The sequence below is a fragment of the Bradyrhizobium sp. FW305-F6 genome, from assembly GCF_058782905.1.
This window is the reverse complement of the sequence record NZ_JBYSYD010000002.1, coordinates 170,974-188,860: the sequence shown is the minus strand read 5'-3', so window position 1 is coordinate 188,860 and position 17,887 is coordinate 170,974. Positions and strand designations below refer to the sequence as shown.

Sequence of the window (17,887 nt, the reverse complement as noted above, 5' to 3'; positions counted from 1 at the left end):
TCTCGTCTCGTATGCGTCAGGTGAGCTGGGCGGGAACACGCGATTTCCACGTCCGCAGCCCGTTCTCTTCGAACATGATGCGCGAGCAGCTGTGCCCCTGCTGTTCCAGCGCCGCGATCAGCTGGTAGCGCTCGAACGGGCGGACGAAGAACATGAAGTAACCGCCGCCGCCGGCGCCGAGCAACTTGCCGCCGACCGCGCCATGCTGCTTGGCAAAATCGTAGATCGCGTCGATCGCGTCGGACGAGATCTTGGAGCTCAGCTTCCGCTTGGCGTGCCAGGCCTCGTCGATCAGCCGGCCGCAGTCCAGCAGCTGGCCGCGCAGCAGATGCCGCCTGATGTCGCGCGTCACTTCCTTCTGCTTGGCAGCTGCGGCGACGGCGTCGCTGGTCTCGTGCTGAGCCTTCTGGTCACGGTGGATGGCGCCGGAGTCGCGCCCCGAGCCGGTGTAGCAGAGCACCAGGCTCTCCTCGAGCTCGGCGATGATGTTGGGATCGAGGCGAAGCGGCACGATGGTGTTCTGGTCGGAGAAGAACTCCATGTGATTGAAGCCGCCGAACACGGTGGCGTACTGATCCTGCCAGCCGCCGGGGATGTTGAGCATCAGCCGCTCGGCCTGGAAAGCCATCTCTGCGATCTCGTGGCGGTCCCACTGGTCGCTGCGGAATTCGTTGAAGCAGCCGATGATGGCGGACGAGACCACCGCGGAGCCGCCGAGGCCGGAGCCGACCGGGAAGTCGGCGGACACTTCGAGCTCGAAGCCATAGGTCGGCTTGATCAGGCGGACGACCGATTTGATTAGCGCGAGATCTCCGCCGGATCCGAGCTCCGCGAGATTGCCCGCCTCGACCGTGCGGCGGAAGTCGTGCGAGTAGATCCGGATGCTCGGGTCGCTCCGGCGCCGTAGCGTCGCGTGAGCGTACATCTTGATCGTGGCGCTGATGACGGCGCCTCCGTCATTCGCCACGAAGTAATGCGTGAGGTCTGTGCCGCCGCCGGAGAAGCTGATCCGCACCGGGGAGCGGGCGCGCGCGAACACCTCGCTCTCTTCCGACAGGTTGAACAACTCGCGGCTGAACACGTCGACCAGCCGCCTCTCGGCATCGAGGATCGGCACCACGTGGACGCGCTGGTCGAGCAGCTTGAGGATCTGCTCGCGCGGTCCGCCGGTCGGCGCCCAGACGAAGTTGCGATTGATGCAAGAGACAACCCGATCCTGGATCGTGGTGCCGGTCAGCATGCGCCTGCGGATGTCCCCGTCCGTCACGGCGCCGACGATTCGCCCGCTGGCATCCTGCGCGAACAGGATGCCGAGCATGTTCGCATTCAGTCGCCGAAACGCTTCCTCAATGGTCTCGGTCTCGGCGATGGTGACGAGGGTTCGGTCAAGCACGTTTTGGGTCCAGAAAGGGCCGATTCCGGCCATATCGCAGCAGGGTCTGGTAATACGGGAGCGGCAAGGACGATGCAAGGTTCCTGCGCCCAGCGGCATCGCAGCCATAGCCCAAAATTGGGCTCTACGCTCGTCATCTCCGTCATGCCGCGCGCTCGTTGCGCGCTCCGGCTTCGCGGAGGATCTGTTGAGCCTCAGTAATCACCTGCTGTGGAGACCAACTTAAGCTAGCGCTCGTCCGCGATCACCTTGCCGTCATTCGGCAACGTGCCGGGACTGACCAACTCGATGGCTCCGCCGAGCTTGGTCACGGCGCGCAAGCTGGCCGCGATCTCGTCGCGGAGCGAGTCGCTTGCGCTCACGGCTTCCGCTCTCAACGTCATGGCGTCGGCCTCGCCTTGTCGCGTGACGACGAGGCGTAGCCTTCCGAGCGCGGCATGGCGCTTGCCGATCTCGGCGACCTGCTCGGGCCGGACGAACATGCCCTTGATCTTGGTGGTCTGGTCGGCGCGACCCATCCAGCCCTTGATGCGCATATTGGTGCGCCCGCATGGGCTCGTGCCGGGCAGGGCCGCGGTGAGGTCGCCGAGCGCGAGCCGGATCCAGGGATGGTGCGGGTCGAGCGAGGTGACGACGATCTCGCCGACGTCGCCGGGCGCGACCGGATCGCCGGTGCCGGGCTTGACGATCTCCAGGATCAGGTCCTCGTTCACGACCATGCCTTCGCGCGCCTCGGTCTCGAAGGCGATGAGGCCGAGGTCGGCGGTGCCGAAGGCCTGGTAGGCGTCAATGCCGCGCCCCTTGATCTCGGCCTGCAGCGATGGCGGGAAGGCGGCGCCCGAGACCAGCGCGCGCTTGATCGAGGACACGTCACGGCCCGAGCTTGCCGCGGCGTCGAGCAGGATCTTCAGGAAATCCGGCGTGCCACTGTAGCCGACCGGCCGATATGCCTCGATCAGCTCGAATTGCTGCTCGGTGTTGCCCGGCCCTGCGGGGATCACGGCGCAGCCGAGCGCGCGCGCCGACGCATCGAAGATGAAGCCGCCGGGGGTGAGATGGTAGCTGAAGGTGTTGAGAACGATGTCATCGGGGCGGAACCCGGCCGCGAACAGGGCCCTTGCGCCGCGCCAGGGATCGGCCTGTCGCCCTTCCGGCTCGAAGATCGGGCCTGGGGAGGTGAAGAGGCGGGCGAACGAGCCTGGCGCCCCCGCCACGAGGCCTCCGAAGGGCGCAGAGGCCTTGTGTAGGGCGGGCAGTTCCGACTTGCGCAACACCGGTAGCTGCGCCAGAGCCGCCCTGGAGGTCACGGCGGCGGGATCGAGGCCCTTGAGCCGCTCGGCATAGGCCGGGGCGGCCAGCGCGGCTCGCAGCACCTCCGGGAGGTGGGCAAACAGGTCGGCCTCGCGCGCGGCTTGCTCACGCGTCTCGCGAGCGTCGTAATGGGCGGTCATGGCTGTTCTTTCCGTGTTGGCATCCGTTGCGCGCCGCCGCCGGCATGGCTATCAGACCGCCATTGGTGAGGCTTGAAAGGGATCCGATGGCGGACGAAGGAATCATTGCGGCGGACGAGGCGTCGAACGTCGTCGCGCGCCTGAAGCGCCGCATGATCGACGAGGCCCTGCCGCTGTGGTCCACGGTGGGCTGGGATCACGCCGCGGGCGGCTTCATCGACAGGCTGCACCGCGACGGCGCAGCGGATGCGGCCGCGCCGCGGCGCGTGTTCGTGCAGGCCCGACAGATCTGGTGCTACGCCAAGGCGGCGCAGATGGGCTGGTATCCCGAGGGGCGCATGATTGCGCTGAAGGGGCTGGAGCACCTGCTGACCAAAGCGAAGGCGCCCGACGGCCGCCCCGGCTATGTTCACCGGCTGACGCCGGAGGGTGCGGTGCTGGATGCCCGGCGCGATGCCTACGATCACGCCTTCATCCTGTTTGCGCTCGCCAGTGTTTACGCGCTCGACCAGGATGCGCAGGTCCGCGCCGAGATCGATGCGCTGCTCGCCTTCCTTGACGGCCATCTGCGCTCGCCCCACGGCGGCGTTCACGAAGGCCTTCCGGTCTCGCTGCCGCGCCGGCAGAACCCGCACATGCACCTGTTCGAGGCGATGATCGCGTGCTTCGAGGCGACCCACGATCTGTCGTTCCAGAATCGTGCCGGAGAATTTTTCGCACTGTTCCTGGCCAACCTCTACGACAAGCAGAAGCACGTATTGTCGGAGTATTTCGAGGAGGACTGGTCGAAGATCGAGCCGGTCAGCGTCGAGCCGGGCCACCAGGCGGAATGGGTCTGGCTGCTGAAAGGTTTCGAGCGCATCACGGGCTGCCCGACCGGCCAGCGACGCGCGGAACTGCTGGAGACTTCGCTGCGCTATCGCGACGAGACGACGGGTTGCCTCGTCGACGAGGGCGACGCAAGCGGCAACATCCGCCGCAGCACGCGCCGGCTGTGGCCGCAGACCGAGATCGCGAAGGCGTGGATCGCGCAAGCCGAGTCGGGCGAGGTGGGGGCGGCGGACGAGGCGCGCGCGGCGCTGGTGCGGCTCGAACGGCATTATCTCAGCCATCCCGTGAAGGGCGGCTGGTATGACCAGTTCGATCGCGACGGCAAATCGCTGATCGACACCATTCCTGCGTCGTCGTTCTATCATGTTCTCTGCGCAGTCACGGAAGCGGAACAGGTGCTGGGCTAGGCTTCTGATGGATCAAAGCCAGCGCTTGCGCCGCTTGAAGCTCTTGAGGTTCTTGAAGCTCTTGCGCTGATCGCCGGCGCCGCCGAGGTAAAATTCCTTGACGTCCTCGTTGTCGCGCAATTCGTCCGCGCTGCCGTCGAGCACGACCTTGCCTTGTTCCATGATGTAGCCGTGGCGGGCCACGGAGAGCGCAGCGCGTGCGTTCTGCTCGACCAGCAGGATGGTGACGCCGAGATCGCGGTTGATCTTTTGGATGATAGAGAACACCTCCTTCACCAGCAGCGGCGACAAGCCCATCGAAGGCTCGTCCATCAGGATCATCTTCGGCCGCGCCATTAGCGCACGGCCGATCGCGAGCATCTGCTGCTCGCCGCCGGAGAGGTAGCCGGCAAGGCCAGTGCGCTCCTTCAGGCGCGGGAAATAATTGAAAACCATGTCGAGGTCGGAATCGACCTCGCGGTCCCTGCGCGTGAAGGCGCCGAGCTTGAGGTTCTCCAGCGAGGTCATGTCGGCGATGATGCGCCGGCCCTCCATCACCTGGAAGATGCCGCGACGGACGATCTTGTCGGGATCGATGCCGTTGATGCGCTCACCCTCGAACAGAATCTCGCCGCGCGTAACCTCGCCATCTTCAGTCTTGAGCAGCCCCGAGATCGCCTTCAGCGTCGTCGACTTGCCGGCGCCGTTGGCTCCGAGCAGCGCCACGATCGCGCCCTTGGGCACATCGAGGCTGAGGCCGCGCAGCACCAGGATGACGTCGTCATAGACGACCTCGATGTTGCGCACGGCGAGGAGGGGCGGCGCGGGCACGACGCTTGGGGAGGAGCGCTCGATGTGAGCCGTTTCACTCATGGTCAATGGTTCTCTCGATGTCGGCGCTGCTCTACCTCCGTCATTCCGGGGCGGTCCGCAGGACCGAACCCGGAATCTCGAGGTTCCGGGCTCGATGCTTCGCATCGCCCCGGAACGACGAACGGAGTGCGGCTCACCACCCCAGCAACTCGGCCTTGCGCGGCAGCTCGACAGTCTTGACCTTCTCGAGCTTGATCGCGCCCTTGGCCATGAGGTCGTTGAGGTCGCCGTCCGTCGTGCCCGAGATTTTGGTGCGATAGAGATCGACCTTCAGCGTTCCGCGGTGGTCCTTGTCGGTCCAGGTCGAGGCGTTGCAGACGCCTTCCATTCCGGCCGGGACCCAGTCCTTCTTCTGATAGAATCCCTTGCGGACGTTCTCGCCGGTGGCACCGCCGTTCTTGGCGGCCCAGTCGAGCGCTTCCTTCATGTAGAGCGCCGAACAGACGGCTGCGATGTAGTGCACCGGGCGATATACCTTTCCGCTGGGATCGGACATCTTGGAGATTTCCATCACAGTCTTCATGCCGGGAGCATCGCCACCCCAGCTCACCGCGGTGCGCAGTGGGAAGATCACGCCGTTGGCGGCGTCTCCGGCCGTCTTGGCGGCGTTCTCGTCCATGCCCCAGACGTTGCCCATGAACTGGATCTCGACGCCGGCGGTTTTGCAGGCCTTCATCACCGAGATGTTGGAGGCCGCGGTGTTGCCCAGATAGGCGTAATTGGCGCCCGACGATTTCAGGCTCAGGCACTGGGCGCTGTAGTCGCCCGGCGCGAGCGCGAAGACCAGCGGCGGAAGCACTTCGAATCCGAGCTCCTGCGCCATGGCTTCGCCGGCGGCCTTGGGCGCGTTCGGGTAGGGATGGTTGGCGCCCATGTGCACGAATTTCGGCTTGCCGGACTTGCCCTTGGCCTTCCAGTCCTCCGCCGCCCAGATCAGCATCGCGCGCAACGCGTCGGAATAGCTCGGACCGTAGAAGAAATTGTAAGGCGCGGGCTTGGCCTTGCCGCTGACGCCCTCGGGATCGGTCAGAGCGGCGGCATAGGAGCCGGACATGTCTGGGATTTTGTCCTGGGCGAGGAAGCCGGTCAGCGCCTCTGTGTCGGCGGTGCCCCAGCCCATGATCGCGGCGACCTTGTTGTCCGGCGCCGACCACTTCTTGTAGAGCGCAATCGCGCGCGGCACCTGGTAGCCGTAATCGTTGGTGTCGAGATTGACCTGCTTGCCTCCGATGCCGCCGTTCTTGTTGACCCAGGCGAAGGTGTCGGCGACGGCCTGCCCGAAGGGCGTGCCGACGTCGGAGGTGCCGCCGGAATAGTCGGCGAGATGCCCGATCGCGATCTGCGCCTGCGCACCGGCCGAGTATGCGGCGATCGCGATCGCGAGCGATGCGGTGCTCAAAAGGGACTTCATCGTCATGGGTCGGTTCCTCCTGTTTATTGTTTAAGTGAAGTGCCCGCGCTCAATGCGAGAACGGGTAGAGTTTCCAGTATGCCTTGATCTGCCGCCAGCGATGCGCGAGGCCGTCGGGCTCGAACATCAGGAACGCGATGATGATCACGCCGATCGCGATCTCGCGCAGGAAAGTGATGTTGGTGTTGAGCGAGAGCGACTTGTCGATCGCGCCGCCCTTCAGTTGATGGCTGATGAACTCCATCGCCTCGGGCAGCAGCACCACGAAGGCGGTGCCCATCAGCGTGCCCATGATCGAGCCGGTGCCGCCGATGATGATCATGGCAAGGAACAGGATCGAGCGCTCGATGCCGAAGCCTTCCTGGGAGACCACGAGCTGATAGTGCGCATAGAGCGCGCCTGCGATGCCGGCGAAGAAGGCGGCGAGGCCGAACGAGAGCGTCCTGTATTTCGTCAGGTTGATGCCCATGATCTCGGCGGAGAGATAATGGTCGCGGATCGCCACCAGCGCACGGCCGTCGCGCGTGCGCATCAGGTTGGTGACCAGGATGTAGCTCACGAGCACATAGGCCAGCACGACGTAGAAGTACTGCCTGTCGCCGCGCAGCGTATAGCCGAAGATCGAGAAAGGCGCGGCGCTTGCCGGCACCGAGCCGCCGGAAAACCACTCGGCGCGCGAGAAGAAGTCGAGCAGGATGTATTGGGCGGCCAACGTGGCGATGACGAGGTAGAGACCCTTCAGCCGAGCCGCCGGAATGCCGAAGATCAACCCGACCAGCGCGGTGACGAGGCCCGCGAGCGGGATCGCGAAGAACACCGGGATCGGCGCGTTGTTCGAGATGTAGGCCGAGGTGAAGGCGCCGAGCAGGAAGAAGGCGGCATGGCCGATCGAGATCTGCCCGGTGAAACCGACCAGGATGTTGAGGCCGAGCGCCGCGATCGAGAAGATGCCGATCTGGATCAGGATGCTGAGCCAGTAGCCGCTGAAGAATTGCGGTGCGAGACAGAGCAGCGCTACGCCGAGAATCGCAAAATTGCGGCTGGTGGCGGTCGGGAAGATCGTGGTGTCCGCGGCGTAGGTTGTGCGGAAATCACCAGCAGGAATGAGGGCAGGGCCGGCCATGGGTCAGATCCGCTCGATGTCGTGGGTGCCGAACAAGCCATAGGGCTTGATCATCAGCACGATGATGAGGACGTAGAACGGCGCGATCTCGTAGAGATTGCCCCAGTGCAGATACTCGCTGTCGACATATTGGGCGACGTTCTCGAGCAGTCCGATGATGATGCCGCCAAGCACAGCGCCGCCAACTGAATCCAACCCGCCGAGGATCGCCGCCGGGAACACCTTGATGCCGTAGGCCGCAAGGCCCGAGGACACGCCGTTGACGACGGCAACGACGACGCCCGCGACCGCCGACACCGTGGCCGAGATCGCCCAGGCCATCGCGAACACGCTCTTGACGGAAATGCCGAGCGACTGCGCGACCTGCTGGTTGAAGGCGGTGGCGCGCATCGCGAGGCCGTATTTCGAAGCGCGGAAGAACCAGGCCATGCCGATCATCATGGCGACCGATACCACGAGGCTCATGACGTAGACGGTCTGGATCTGGAGGCCGAGCAGGCTGACGGATTGACTTTCGAACACGCGCGGGAACGGCTGCGGATTGACGCCGAATATCCATTTAAGCGTCGCCTGCAGCACGGTGGAGAGGCCGATCGTCACCATGATCACCGAGATGATGGGCTCGCCGATCATCGGTCGCAGGATCAGCACCTGCACCGCGATGCCGAACAGGAACATGAATACCAGCGTGATCGGCATGCCGATCCAGAACGGCACCTGGTATTTCGCCAGCAAGGCCCAGCAGACCCAGGCACCGACCAGCAGCAATTCACCTTGCGCGAAGTTGACGACCTGCGTCGCCTTGTAGATCAGCACGAACGACATCGCGACCACGCCATAGAGCGTGCCGACGACGAGGCCGTTGACCAGGAGCTGGATGAGGAAGGCGGTGTTCATGTGGTGATGCTCGGTGACGGACCCGGCGCGCGCTTTCCCTCTCCCCTTGTGGGAGAGGGTGGCTTCGCGAAACGAAGACGGGTGAGGGGTTGTCTCCGCAGTGACGGTGCGGAGAGAGGACCACTCACCCGAGTGAGAGGGTGGCTGACGGCGGAGATGCCCTCTCCCACAAGGGGAGAGGGCGCATCGGCAGGCATCGCGTGCTGGACTGGAAGCAAGCTCACTCCGCCGCCTCCGCCATGTGCCCGTGGCCGCCGAGATCCACCACCCGCAGCGTCGTTCGCACCCGTTGGGTGGTGCCGTCCTGGAAGCGGATCACGGTGTCGACGGGGATCTCGGAATCGCCGCGGTAGATCGCGTCGATGATTCCTTCGTATTTCTCGTTGATGACGCTGCGGCGGACCTTTCTGGTCCGGGTGAGCTCGCCGTCGTCGGCATCAAGTTCCTTGTACAGCAGCAGGAAACGCGAGATGCGCTGGGCCGGCGGCAGCGTGGCGTTGACGGTCTCGACCTCCTTGTGAAGCAGCGCATAGACTTCGGGCCGCGAGGCGAGGTCGCTGTAGGTGGTGAAGGAGAGGCGGTTCTTCTCCGCCCATTTCGAGATGATGGAATAGCGGATGCAGATCATGGCTGCGAGCGCGTCGCGACCGGCGCCAAGCACCACGGCTTCGGCGATATAGGGCGAGAATTTCAGCTTGTTCTCAATGAATTGCGGTGAGAAACGCTCGCCGCGCGAGGTCTCGGCGAGATCCTTGATGCGGTCGATGACGACGAGCTGCTGGTTGGCATTGAAATAGCCGGCATCGCCCGAGCACATCCAGCCGTCCTTGATGTCGGCGACGCTCGCTTCGGGATTTTTGTAGTAGCCGAGGAACATGTGGGGATGACGCACCACGATCTCGCCGACGCCGTGGACGTCGGCATTATCGATCCGGATCTCGATATTGTCGGCCATCGGGACGCCCGTGGTGTCTGGATCGACCTTACCCTCGGGATGCAGCGTGTAGGCCCCGAGCAGTTCGGTCTGGCCATATAAGGTGCGCAGCGGCACACCCATGGCCTGAAAGAACTTGAATGTCTCTGGGCCGAGCGCAGCACCGCCGGTCGCGGCCGAGCGCAGGCGGGTAAAGCCGAGGCGGTCTCGCAGCGCGCGGAACAGGATCGCGTCGGCAAAGCCGGAGCGTTTGCCCTGTTCGAGCGCGGCGAGCCCCGACTTCATGCCGATGTCGAACAGGCGCTGCTTGAAGGGTGTCGCGTCCATCACCCTGGCACGGACGTCGGCGGCGATGGACTCCCAGACGCGCGGCGCGAACAGCACGAAGGTCGGTGCGATCTCGCGCAGATCGTTCATCATGGTGTCCGGCTCTTCGACGAAATTGATCTTCATCCGGCACAACAGGCCTTTGCCGAGCACGTAGACCTGCTCCATGATCCAGGGCAGCGGCAGCACCGAGACGTATTCGTCGTCCGGCCCCTTCGGGTCGAAGGCGAGATAGGTCGCGCAGTGGCCGAGCACACGGCCTGCCGCGAGCATCGCGAGTTTCGGATGCGAGGTGGTGCCTGAGGTGGTGCAGAGGATCGCGACGTCCTCGCCCTTGGTGGCATCGACCAGCCTGTCGTAGAGCTCCGGCTCGCGCGCTGCACGCGCCCGGCCAAGGTCGGCAAACTTCTCTGCCGACATCAGGCGTGGATCGTCATATTTCCGCATCCCGCGCGGATCGGAATAGATGATGTGCTTCAGCCGGGGCACGCGCTCGGCGAGCGCCAGCAGCTTGTCGACCTGCTCCTCATCCTCGGCGAAGACGAGCTGCGCCTCGCCATAGGTGAGGAGATAGGAGGCTTCCTCGTCCAGCACGTCGCGATAGAGTCCGAGACTGAGGCCGCCGATCGCGTGCGTCGCAATTTCCGCCGCGACCCAGTCCGGCCGGTTGTCGCCGATGATGCCGATGACATCGCCGCGGCCAAGGCCGAGTTCGACGAGGCCAAGCGCGAAATCGCGCACCCTTGTCTGGTAGTCGTTCCAGGTGAAGATGCGCCAGAGCCCGAGATCCTTCTCGCGCAGCGCGATCTCGCTGCCGTGCTCCCTGGCGTTGAGCCGGAGCATCTTGGGATAGGTGTCGGCCTGCGCGACGCGGCCTGCATAATCCATCATGCCGCGCTCTCCTGCGCCGCCGGGGCGTCGTCCGGGTCGACCAGCACCTCGTCCTCCTCGCCGAGATAGGCGCGCCTGACGTGGGGATCGGCAAGCACCGCTGCGGGATCGCCCTCGGCGATCTTCTTGCCGAAATCCAGCACCATGACGCGATGGGAGATGTCCATCACCACGCCCATGTCGTGCTCGATCATCACCACCGTCATCCCGAACTCCTCGTTGAGGTCGACGATGTAGCGGGCCATGTCCTCCTTCTCCTCGAAGTTCATGCCGGCCATCGGCTCGTCGAGGAGGATCAGGCGCGGCTCCAGCGCCATGGCACGGGCGAGCTCCACGCGTTTGCGCAGACCGTAGGAGAGCGTGCCGGCGGTGGCTTTTCGCACCGATTGGAGGTCGAGGAAGTCGATGATCTCCTCGACCTTGCGGCGATGCTCGAGCTCCTCCTTGCGCGCGCCGGTGAGCCAGTACAGCGAGCCCGTGAGGAAATTGTTCTTCAGGAGGTGATGGCGGCCCACCATGATGTTGTCGAGCACGCTCATGTGGTGGAACAGCGCCAGGTTCTGAAAGGTGCGGCCAATGCCGAGCGAGGCGCGGGCATTCGGCGTCAGGCCGGTGATGTCCCGGCCCTGGTAGAAGAGCTGGCCTTCGGTCGGCTTGTAGCGGCCGGAAATACAGTTCACGATCGAGGTCTTGCCGGCGCCGTTGGGGCCGATGATCGAGAACAGCTCGCCCTCCCTAATGGCGAAGCTGACATCGGTCAGCGCGCGGACACCGCCGAATCGCAAGGACACGCCGCGAACTTCAAGACTGGTAGCCACCAAACGATTCCCTCCCGGTGATGGCGCTTTTTAGCGGCGCTCTTCGTCCGTTCTCCCGGCGATCCTAATACGGCGGTCGCGGTGAGACCATGCAGCAGATGGTCTCGACCGTAGCCGCCTCGCTCTCGTTCCCGTCAGGGATCAAAAGCCGTATCGCCCAAGGTGGTCCTCAATAGGGGAAAGCGCTATTTTGAAATGTCTCCCGGCTGACAATTCTGCGACAAAGTTCGGCGGGGCGGCGGCGGCTTTCATCTTTGGTCGAATGGCACGCGGGATCATCATGCTGCAATGCAAAAGACGGCGGAGTGACGAAACGGTGCGGCTGGCCGCGAGATCATGATTTCAGAGGATCATCTGAAGCGCGTCGCCGCCTGGTCGCGCGAGCTCAGCCGAGCGGAGATCGAGGTTGCGCGTTCCGGAATTACGGAGCGGTCCTACGGCACCGGCGAGAGCGTGTTCATGCGCGGCGATATCTTTGCCTATTGGGCCGGCATGGTGAGTGGCCTTGCCCGGATGGGCGGGGTCTCGCGCGACGGCAAGGAGACCAGCCTTGCCGGGTTGACGGCAGGGGCCTGGTTCGGCGAGGGCAGCGTGCTGAAGAACGAGCCGCGCCGCTACGACGTCGTCGCGCTGCGCGATAGCCGCGTCGCGCTGATGGAACGCAGCGCCTTCATGTGGCTGTTCGAGAACAGCGTCGGCTTCAACCGCTTCCTGGTGCGCCAGCTCAACGAGCGGCTCGGGCAGTTCATCGGCATGCTCGAGGTCAACCGCACGCTGGATGCCACCGCACGCCTAGCGCGCAGCATCGCCTCGCTGTTCAATCCGATCCTCTATCCGGAATCGACCGCGCATCTGGAGATCACCCAGGAGGAGATCGGCGCCCTCTCCGGCATGTCCCGCCAGAACGCCAATCGCGCGCTGAACCGGCTGGAGAAGGAGGGGCTGCTGCGGCTGGAATATGGCGGTGTCACCATCCTCGATATCGAGCGGCTGCGCGGCTACGGGGATTAGAGCGGAAGTAGACACCGGTTCGCGTCAAGGAAACGCGTGGAAACGAGAATCTAGAGCCCCGTTCCGATTCATCGGAACGGGGCTCTAGCTCACATTGGCGGGGGCGCGCACCGGCCAGAGGTCGGCGCGCCAGTGTACCGCGATCGCCAGCATCGCGACGAACCCCGATACGGCATAGAGAGCACCTGTCGCGGAATAGCCGATGATGTCGATCAGGCTGCCAGCCGCGAGCAGCCCGATCGGCAGGCCGTAGATCACCATCATGCGCACGCCCATGATCCGGCCGCGCAGATGTGCGCTCGCGGTGCGCATCAGGATCACGGCGGCCGAGATCATCGACATGCTCTGGGCGATGCCGGCGAGAACGAGGCAGGCCATCGCCACCGGCAAGGTCCCGGCTTCGACGAACACCAGCAGCATGGCGTACCAGGCCAGCGTCGCGCCGATCAGCAGCCGGGCGATGCGCACGCCGCTGACGAGGCTGAGCGTGATGGAGCCGATCAGCGAGCCGACGGCGAAGCTCGCAGAGAGATAACCGAGCCCGGTCTGATCGGTATGAAAAATCTCCCGCGCGATGTACGGCAGCAATCCGCCCGTGAAGGGAAATGCGGTGAGATTGGCGAGGAAGGCGACGCACAGCGCCGCGAGCATTCCCGGGCCGTTCCAGGCATAAACGACGCCTTCCTTGAGCTCGCCAAACAATCGGGACATGGCGCCGCTGTTCGCGGGAAGATCGCTCATCGTGACGGTCCGCTTCGGCCGGCTCAGACATAGCATGAGGAGTGCGGCCATCAGATAGAGGCAGGTGATCGCCACATAGACGAGGCCAATGCCGAGGACGGCGAACAGTCCTGCGCCCGTCAACGCTCCGGCGATACGCGCGCTGTCCTGCGTCGTGCGCGCGACGCTGATAGCTCCCACCAATTGCCCGGGCGGCATGATCTCGGCCAGCAGCGCGCCCCTTACGCCGAGATCCGAGGGACGAATCAGGCCCATGATCGCGACAATGATCATGACGTTCATCGGTGTGAGGTGGCCGGTCAGGGCCAGGACCATGATGGTCGACGACAGAATAGTATAGGCCAGACGCATCATGACCAGGAGATCGCGATGGCCGATGCGGTCTCCGATCATGCCGAGCACGGGCGCGACCAATGTTCCGACGAACTGGAGTGAAGCAAGCACGGTGAGCAGCAGCACCGAGCCGGTCTCCACGATGATGTACCAGCCGAGCACCAGCGTCTCGACCTCGAACGCCCACGAGGTGAGCAGATCCGATGGCCATTGAAAGCGGTAATTTCGGATGCGGAACGGCGCGAGGGCGGAAGGTCGCGCGGCTGTGCTCAAGACGCGATGGCGCGTGTCACGGCGATTCCCTGGCCCGTGTGGTTTCTTTTCATTTCCGGCAACGTAGGGCCGCCGACGCGCGTGTCAATCAGAGCCGCCGCATGCCGCTCCCGCGCTCAGCTCTTATCTGGTCGCAGCCGGTTTCCGCTCCGCCAGTGCGCTCGCCATCGCCGAGATCAGCGGCCGCATGAAGTACGCTTCATCCGCCGGCGAGACGTCCGTGCGCAGACCGTGCGCGGCGAGTTCACCTGAGACCGCCGGCCCCACCGAGGCGATCAATGTCCGGTCGAGGCCCGCACGCAGCTTCGCTTCGACGCCGTGCGCTTTCGCGGCCTCGACCAGGCGGCGGACCTGGCCGAGATTGGTCAGTGCGATGGAATCGATCCGCCCCTCGGCCATTTCGTCGATGGCGGCGACGATGTTCGCATCCGCTGCCTTGGAATCGTAGACATAGGGCAGCACGCTATCGATCTCGGCACCCTGTGCGGCCAGCGCGCCGGTCAAGGCGCCGTGGTCCTTGTCGGGATAGAGCTGGAGGCCGAGGCGTCGTCCTTTCAAGTCGAGCTTGGCCAGCATCTCGAGCACGCCCTCCGTGGTCGGCTTCTCCGTGGTCTGCTGCGCCTCGAGTCCGATCTCGCGCAGCGCCTTGCCGGGCTTCGGGCCGCGGGTGAACTTGCGCGCCTTGGCGAGCGCCGCAATAAGGGCGGCGTCGAGCCCGCGGGTGCGGGCGAGCTTCACGATGCGCCGCAAGCCTTCACCGGTCATCAGCACGAGGTCGTCGAGGGGCCTGTCGATGGCGCGGCGAATCCAGGCCTCCACGGGAGCCGGGTCCGGCGCATCGTGGATGGTGAACATCGGGCACTGCACGACCTCGGCGCCTTGCTCGGCCAGAAGCTTGGAAAACTGCGCCTCCTCGCGGGTTTCCAGGATCAGGATGCGGGTGCCGTTCAAGCGGTCGGCCATGGGATGCTCCGGTGAGAATTCGCAATTGTCCGTTCATCCTGACTCCGCGGTTGGGATTGGCGCAAGGGCGGGGTCGGTGCTAGAGCAGGGCGCAAATCGCTGGATCGTTCCGCTGCACAAACCCTGATCAAGAGCCAAGCCTTGCCCGATCATCAATATGTCCTGACCCTGTCCTGTCCGGATCGCCCCGGCATCGTTTCGGCGGTCTCGACATTCCTCGCCCACAACGGACAGAACATCCTCGACGCCCAGCAGTTCGACGACGTCGAGACGCAGAAGTTCTTCATGCGGGTCGTGTTCACAGCGGCGGATCTTGCCGTGGAACTGTCGGCGCTTCAGACAGGCTTCGCCGCGATCGCCGAACGTTTCGGCATGGAGTGGCAGATGCGCGACCGAGCCGCGCATCGCAAGGTGATGCTGTTGGTGTCGAAATCCGACCACTGTCTGGTCGACATCCTCTATCGTTGGCGCACCGGCGAATTGCCGATGATACCAACGGCGATCGTTTCCAACCATCCGCGCGAAGTCTATGCCGGGCTCGATTTCGGCGGCATTCCGTTTCACCACCTGCCTGTCACCAAGGATACCAAGCGCGAGCAGGAGGCCGGGATCATGGACCTCGTCGCCAAGACGAAGACCGATCTTGTCGTGCTCGCCCGCTACATGCAGATTCTGTCGGACGATCTGTCGGCCAAGCTTTCGGGCCGGTGCATCAACATCCATCACTCGTTCCTGCCTGGCTTCAAGGGCGCAAAACCCTATCACCAGGCGCATGAGCGTGGGGTCAAGCTGATCGGAGCGACCGCGCATTACGTCACGCGCGACCTCGACGAGGGTCCGATCATCGACCAGGACGTCGAGCGCATCAGTCATCGCGACACGCCCGATGATCTCGTCCGCAAGGGCCGCGACATCGAGCGCCGCGTGCTGGCACGGGCGATCCGCTACCATCTCGACGACCGCGTCATCCTCAACGGCCGCAAGACGGTGGTGTTCGTCGACTAGCGAATGGTGGGTGGAGAATAGGGAGTGGAAGCGGGAGACCGCCTTCTTCGCCATTCCCTATTCGCCATTCGCTTCCTTACCGCCCCGTGCCGCCCGACGCTGCCCCCTTCTGCGCCTGCTCTTCCTTCTCGCGCTCCGCGGCCGGCAGCAGTCGCTTGCGCTCGCGTTCCCTCATGTAGGCGTCGTATTGCGGTGTGCCCGGGCGTGGCGGGGCATCGGCGGGCAGGCCGCCGGCCCATTGCGGAACATAGTCGCCCACCCCGGCGGAGAGCTTTTCGTTGACCGTGCCGCAGCCTGCAAGGTTGGGAGCGAGCAGAGCGACCACAGCAGCGATCGAAAGCGAACGGGAACGCATGGACATCTTCCGGGTCGAGCCGATCGGGCGCGTATGGAGGGACGGCGGAAAAGCGCCGGCGGCGAACCATAGCTCTCAACAGGTAAAATTGGCCTATTCGAGGGTCAGCGAAGGTGTATACATTAGTGGTATTATAGTACGCAAATTTCGCTCTTGAAGGGTCGCGATGAGCTGATACGGTATACATCGCGTATTTCTCGTTCGGTTGGCGTCACTGTTTGGCCGTGCCGGAAGCAGTTGAGATGTCCGTATTCGGCAAATGGCGGGAAGAATCCTCCATCCACTGCGTCGGGCGGCTCGCCTAAGGTGGCACATCGACATGCCGTGGGCTGATCGGCCCAGCGCATGAAGGCATATTCGTTGACAGGACCATGCCATTTGTACAATCGTACAAATCTTTCTACGCCGCGGTCGAGGCGGGCCACGCGGCTTTCGCCGAATGGTCGCCCAACGTCCGATTGACAACGGGGTTGCAGAGGACGCCATGTGGCCGCACGGCATGGCTTGTCGTTGAGTGAAGCGCGGCAAGGACCGGGCACTCGGTCCGGCTCACAAGAGCAAGGAATGAAGGGGAGGGACATCGGATGTTCGAACGCATGATTTTTTCACGAAGCGCAGTGATCGCTGCCATCGCGGGCCTCGCGGGCCTCGTGCCTGCCAAGGCCCAGGACAGCGTCAAGATCGGTCTCATCCTGCCGATGACCGGCGGCCAGGCCTCTACCGGCAAGCAGATCGAGAACGCGATCAAGCTCTATATGCAGCAGAAGGGCGACACCGTCGCCGGCAAGAAGATCGAGATCATCGTCAAGGACGACGCTGCGATCCCGGACAAGACCAAGACCGCCGCGCAGGAGCTGATCGTCAACGACAAGGTCAGCTTCATCGCCGGCTTCGGCGTGACGCCGGCTGCTCTCGCCGCGGCGCCACTGGCCACGCAGGCCAAGATTCCGGAGGTCGTGATGGCGGCCGGCACCTCCATCATCACCGAGCGATCGCCCTATATCGTGCGCACCAGCTTCACGCTGGCGCAGTCCTCCACCATCATCGGCGACTGGGCCGTCAAGAACGGCATCAAGAAGGTCGCGACGCTTACTTCGGACTACGCTCCGGGCAATGACGCCCTCAACTTCTTCAAGCAGCATTTCACGGCCGGCGGCGGTGAGGTGGTCGAAGAGGTCAAGGTGCCGCTGCAGAACCCCGACTTTGCCCCGTTCCTCCAGCGCATGAAGGACGCCAAGCCGGACGCGATCTTCGTCTTCGTGCCGGCGGGCCAGGGCGGCAACTTCATGAAGCAATATGCCGAGCGCGGTCTCGACAAGGCCGGTATCAAGGTGATCGGACCGGGTGACGTCACGGACGACGACCTTCTCAACAACATGGGCGATGCCGTGCTCGGCACCGTCACGGCGCATCTCTATTCCGCAGCGCATCCCTCGCAGATGAACAAGGATTTCGTCGCGGCCTACAAGAAGGCCTTCGGAAACCGTCCGGGCTTCATGGCCGTGGGCGGCTATGACGGCATCCACCTGATCTACGAGGCGCTGAAGAAGACGGGCGGTGACACCAACGGCGACAAGCTGATCGAAGCCATGAAGGGACAGAAGTGGGAAAGCCCGCGCGGCCCGATCTCGATCGATCCCGAAACCCGCGACATCGTGCAGAACATCTACATCCGCAGGGTCGAGAAGGTTGATGGCGAGCTTTATAACGTCGAGTTCGCGACCTTCGAAGCCGTCAAGGATCTCGGCAAGACTAAGAAGTGACGTGCTAGTTTTACCTCTCCCGCTTGCGGGGGAGGTCGACGCGAAGCGTCGGGTGAGGGCTCTTTCCACCAGGGGGTTGTCCCTTTGCGGAGACACCCTCTCCCCACC

General features: G+C 64.1%; 15 protein-coding genes. 4 read left to right on the top strand and 11 right to left on the bottom strand.

All coding sequences use genetic code 11. The annotated features are described in order from the left end of the window. Nucleotides 1–16: 16 nt before the first annotated feature. Both AC3WLX_RS12120 and AC3WLX_RS12115 read right to left on the bottom strand, forming a co-directional pair. Nucleotides 17–1,393 (bottom strand): GHMP family kinase ATP-binding protein, encoded by a 1,377-nt coding sequence (locus AC3WLX_RS12120; protein ID WP_492336098.1) that lies wholly within the window; start codon nucleotides 1,391–1,393, stop codon nucleotides 17–19. Between the two features lie 227 nt (nucleotides 1,394–1,620). Continuing rightward, nucleotides 1,621–2,844 carry a phenylacetate--CoA ligase family protein gene (locus AC3WLX_RS12115; protein ID WP_291620836.1) on the bottom strand — a complete coding sequence of 408 codons (1,224 nt, stop codon included), beginning with the start codon at nucleotides 2,842–2,844 and terminating at the stop codon, nucleotides 1,621–1,623. Nucleotides 2,845–2,930: 86 nt separating this feature from the next. On the opposite strand from AC3WLX_RS12115, the gene AC3WLX_RS12110 reads away from it, so the two are divergent. Then, the gene (locus tag AC3WLX_RS12110) at nucleotides 2,931–4,082 is read left to right on the top strand and encodes an AGE family epimerase/isomerase (protein WP_291620838.1); all 1,152 of its coding nucleotides are present in this window, start codon (nucleotides 2,931–2,933) and stop codon (nucleotides 4,080–4,082) included. A gap of 12 nt (nucleotides 4,083–4,094) precedes the next feature. Here AC3WLX_RS12110 and AC3WLX_RS12105 read toward each other — a convergent pair whose 3' ends face one another. From AC3WLX_RS12105 to AC3WLX_RS12080, 6 genes are all read right to left on the bottom strand, one after another. Next, the gene (locus AC3WLX_RS12105) at nucleotides 4,095–4,934 is read right to left on the bottom strand and encodes an ABC transporter ATP-binding protein (protein WP_492336097.1); all 840 of its coding nucleotides are present in this window, start codon (nucleotides 4,932–4,934) and stop codon (nucleotides 4,095–4,097) included. Between the two features lie 133 nt (nucleotides 4,935–5,067). Next, nucleotides 5,068–6,351 (bottom strand): ABC transporter substrate-binding protein, encoded by a 1,284-nt coding sequence (locus tag AC3WLX_RS12100; protein WP_492336096.1) that lies wholly within the window; start codon nucleotides 6,349–6,351, stop codon nucleotides 5,068–5,070. A 43-nt stretch (nucleotides 6,352–6,394) separates the two neighbouring features. Then, complete coding sequence (locus AC3WLX_RS12095) at nucleotides 6,395–7,468, bottom strand: branched-chain amino acid ABC transporter permease (RefSeq protein WP_492336095.1); 1,074 nt, start codon at nucleotides 7,466–7,468, stop codon at nucleotides 6,395–6,397. A 3-nt stretch (nucleotides 7,469–7,471) separates the two neighbouring features. Then, nucleotides 7,472–8,365: a branched-chain amino acid ABC transporter permease gene (locus tag AC3WLX_RS12090; protein ID WP_291620846.1), complete on the bottom strand. Its 894-nt coding sequence runs from the start codon at nucleotides 8,363–8,365 to the stop codon at nucleotides 7,472–7,474. Between the two features lie 220 nt (nucleotides 8,366–8,585). Next, nucleotides 8,586–10,517, bottom strand: a complete 1,932-nt coding sequence (locus AC3WLX_RS12085; protein ID WP_492336094.1) for a long-chain fatty acid--CoA ligase — start codon at nucleotides 10,515–10,517, stop codon at nucleotides 8,586–8,588. Then, the gene (locus AC3WLX_RS12080; protein WP_492336093.1) at nucleotides 10,514–11,335 is read right to left on the bottom strand and encodes an ABC transporter ATP-binding protein; all 822 of its coding nucleotides are present in this window, start codon (nucleotides 11,333–11,335) and stop codon (nucleotides 10,514–10,516) included. The genes AC3WLX_RS12085 and AC3WLX_RS12080 overlap by 4 nt, the downstream gene beginning before the upstream one ends. A gap of 336 nt (nucleotides 11,336–11,671) precedes the next feature. On the opposite strand from AC3WLX_RS12080, the gene AC3WLX_RS12075 reads away from it, so the two are divergent. Further along, nucleotides 11,672–12,346 carry a Crp/Fnr family transcriptional regulator gene (locus AC3WLX_RS12075; protein ID WP_492336092.1) on the top strand — a complete coding sequence of 225 codons (675 nt, stop codon included), beginning with the start codon at nucleotides 11,672–11,674 and terminating at the stop codon, nucleotides 12,344–12,346. An 84-nt stretch (nucleotides 12,347–12,430) separates the two neighbouring features. Here the strand turns inward: AC3WLX_RS12075 and AC3WLX_RS12070 are convergent, their stop codons facing one another. After that, on the bottom strand, nucleotides 12,431–13,693 hold the full coding sequence (locus AC3WLX_RS12070) for an MFS transporter (RefSeq protein ID WP_492336091.1): 1,263 nt from the start codon (nucleotides 13,691–13,693) through the stop codon (nucleotides 12,431–12,433). Between the two features lie 123 nt (nucleotides 13,694–13,816). Beyond that, complete coding sequence (locus AC3WLX_RS12065; RefSeq protein ID WP_492336090.1) at nucleotides 13,817–14,656, bottom strand: uroporphyrinogen-III synthase; 840 nt, start codon at nucleotides 14,654–14,656, stop codon at nucleotides 13,817–13,819. A 141-nt stretch (nucleotides 14,657–14,797) separates the two neighbouring features. Here AC3WLX_RS12065 and purU point away from each other — a divergent pair, with 141 nt between their 5' ends. Continuing rightward, nucleotides 14,798–15,661, top strand: coding sequence for a formyltetrahydrofolate deformylase (gene purU / locus AC3WLX_RS12060; protein WP_492336089.1), 864 nt, complete (start codon nucleotides 14,798–14,800; stop codon nucleotides 15,659–15,661). 76 nt (nucleotides 15,662–15,737) lie between these two features. Here the strand turns inward: purU and AC3WLX_RS12055 are convergent, their stop codons facing one another. After that, nucleotides 15,738–16,022, bottom strand: coding sequence for a hypothetical protein (locus tag AC3WLX_RS12055; RefSeq protein WP_492336088.1), 285 nt, complete (start codon nucleotides 16,020–16,022; stop codon nucleotides 15,738–15,740). A gap of 578 nt (nucleotides 16,023–16,600) precedes the next feature. Here AC3WLX_RS12055 and AC3WLX_RS12050 point away from each other — a divergent pair. After that, nucleotides 16,601–17,779 (top strand): ABC transporter substrate-binding protein, encoded by a 1,179-nt coding sequence (locus AC3WLX_RS12050; RefSeq protein ID WP_492336087.1) that lies wholly within the window; start codon nucleotides 16,601–16,603, stop codon nucleotides 17,777–17,779. Nucleotides 17,780–17,887: the final 108 nt, after the last annotated feature.

Bases quoted from the DNA above. Each gene is read 5' to 3' on its own strand.
- AC3WLX_RS12115 (WP_291620836.1), bottom strand. From the start codon at position 2,844: ATGACCGCCCATTACGACGCTCGCGAGACGCGTGAGCAAGCCGCGCGC.
- AC3WLX_RS12110 (WP_291620838.1), top strand. From the start codon at position 2,931: ATGGCGGACGAAGGAATCATTGCGGCGGACGAGGCGTCGAACGTCGTC.
- AC3WLX_RS12105 (WP_492336097.1), bottom strand. From the start codon at position 4,934: ATGAGTGAAACGGCTCACATCGAGCGCTCCTCCCCAAGCGTCGTGCCC.
- AC3WLX_RS12100 (WP_492336096.1), bottom strand. From the start codon at position 6,351: ATGACGATGAAGTCCCTTTTGAGCACCGCATCGCTCGCGATCGCGATC.
- AC3WLX_RS12095 (WP_492336095.1), bottom strand. From the start codon at position 7,468: ATGGCCGGCCCTGCCCTCATTCCTGCTGGTGATTTCCGCACAACCTAC.
- AC3WLX_RS12090 (WP_291620846.1), bottom strand. From the start codon at position 8,365: ATGAACACCGCCTTCCTCATCCAGCTCCTGGTCAACGGCCTCGTCGTC.
- AC3WLX_RS12085 (WP_492336094.1), bottom strand. From the start codon at position 10,517: ATGATGGATTATGCAGGCCGCGTCGCGCAGGCCGACACCTATCCCAAG.
- AC3WLX_RS12075 (WP_492336092.1), top strand. From the start codon at position 11,672: ATGATTTCAGAGGATCATCTGAAGCGCGTCGCCGCCTGGTCGCGCGAG.
- AC3WLX_RS12065 (WP_492336090.1), bottom strand. From the start codon at position 14,656: ATGGCCGACCGCTTGAACGGCACCCGCATCCTGATCCTGGAAACCCGC.
- AC3WLX_RS12055 (WP_492336088.1), bottom strand. From the start codon at position 16,022: ATGTCCATGCGTTCCCGTTCGCTTTCGATCGCTGCTGTGGTCGCTCTG.
- AC3WLX_RS12050 (WP_492336087.1), top strand. From the start codon at position 16,601: ATGTTCGAACGCATGATTTTTTCACGAAGCGCAGTGATCGCTGCCATC.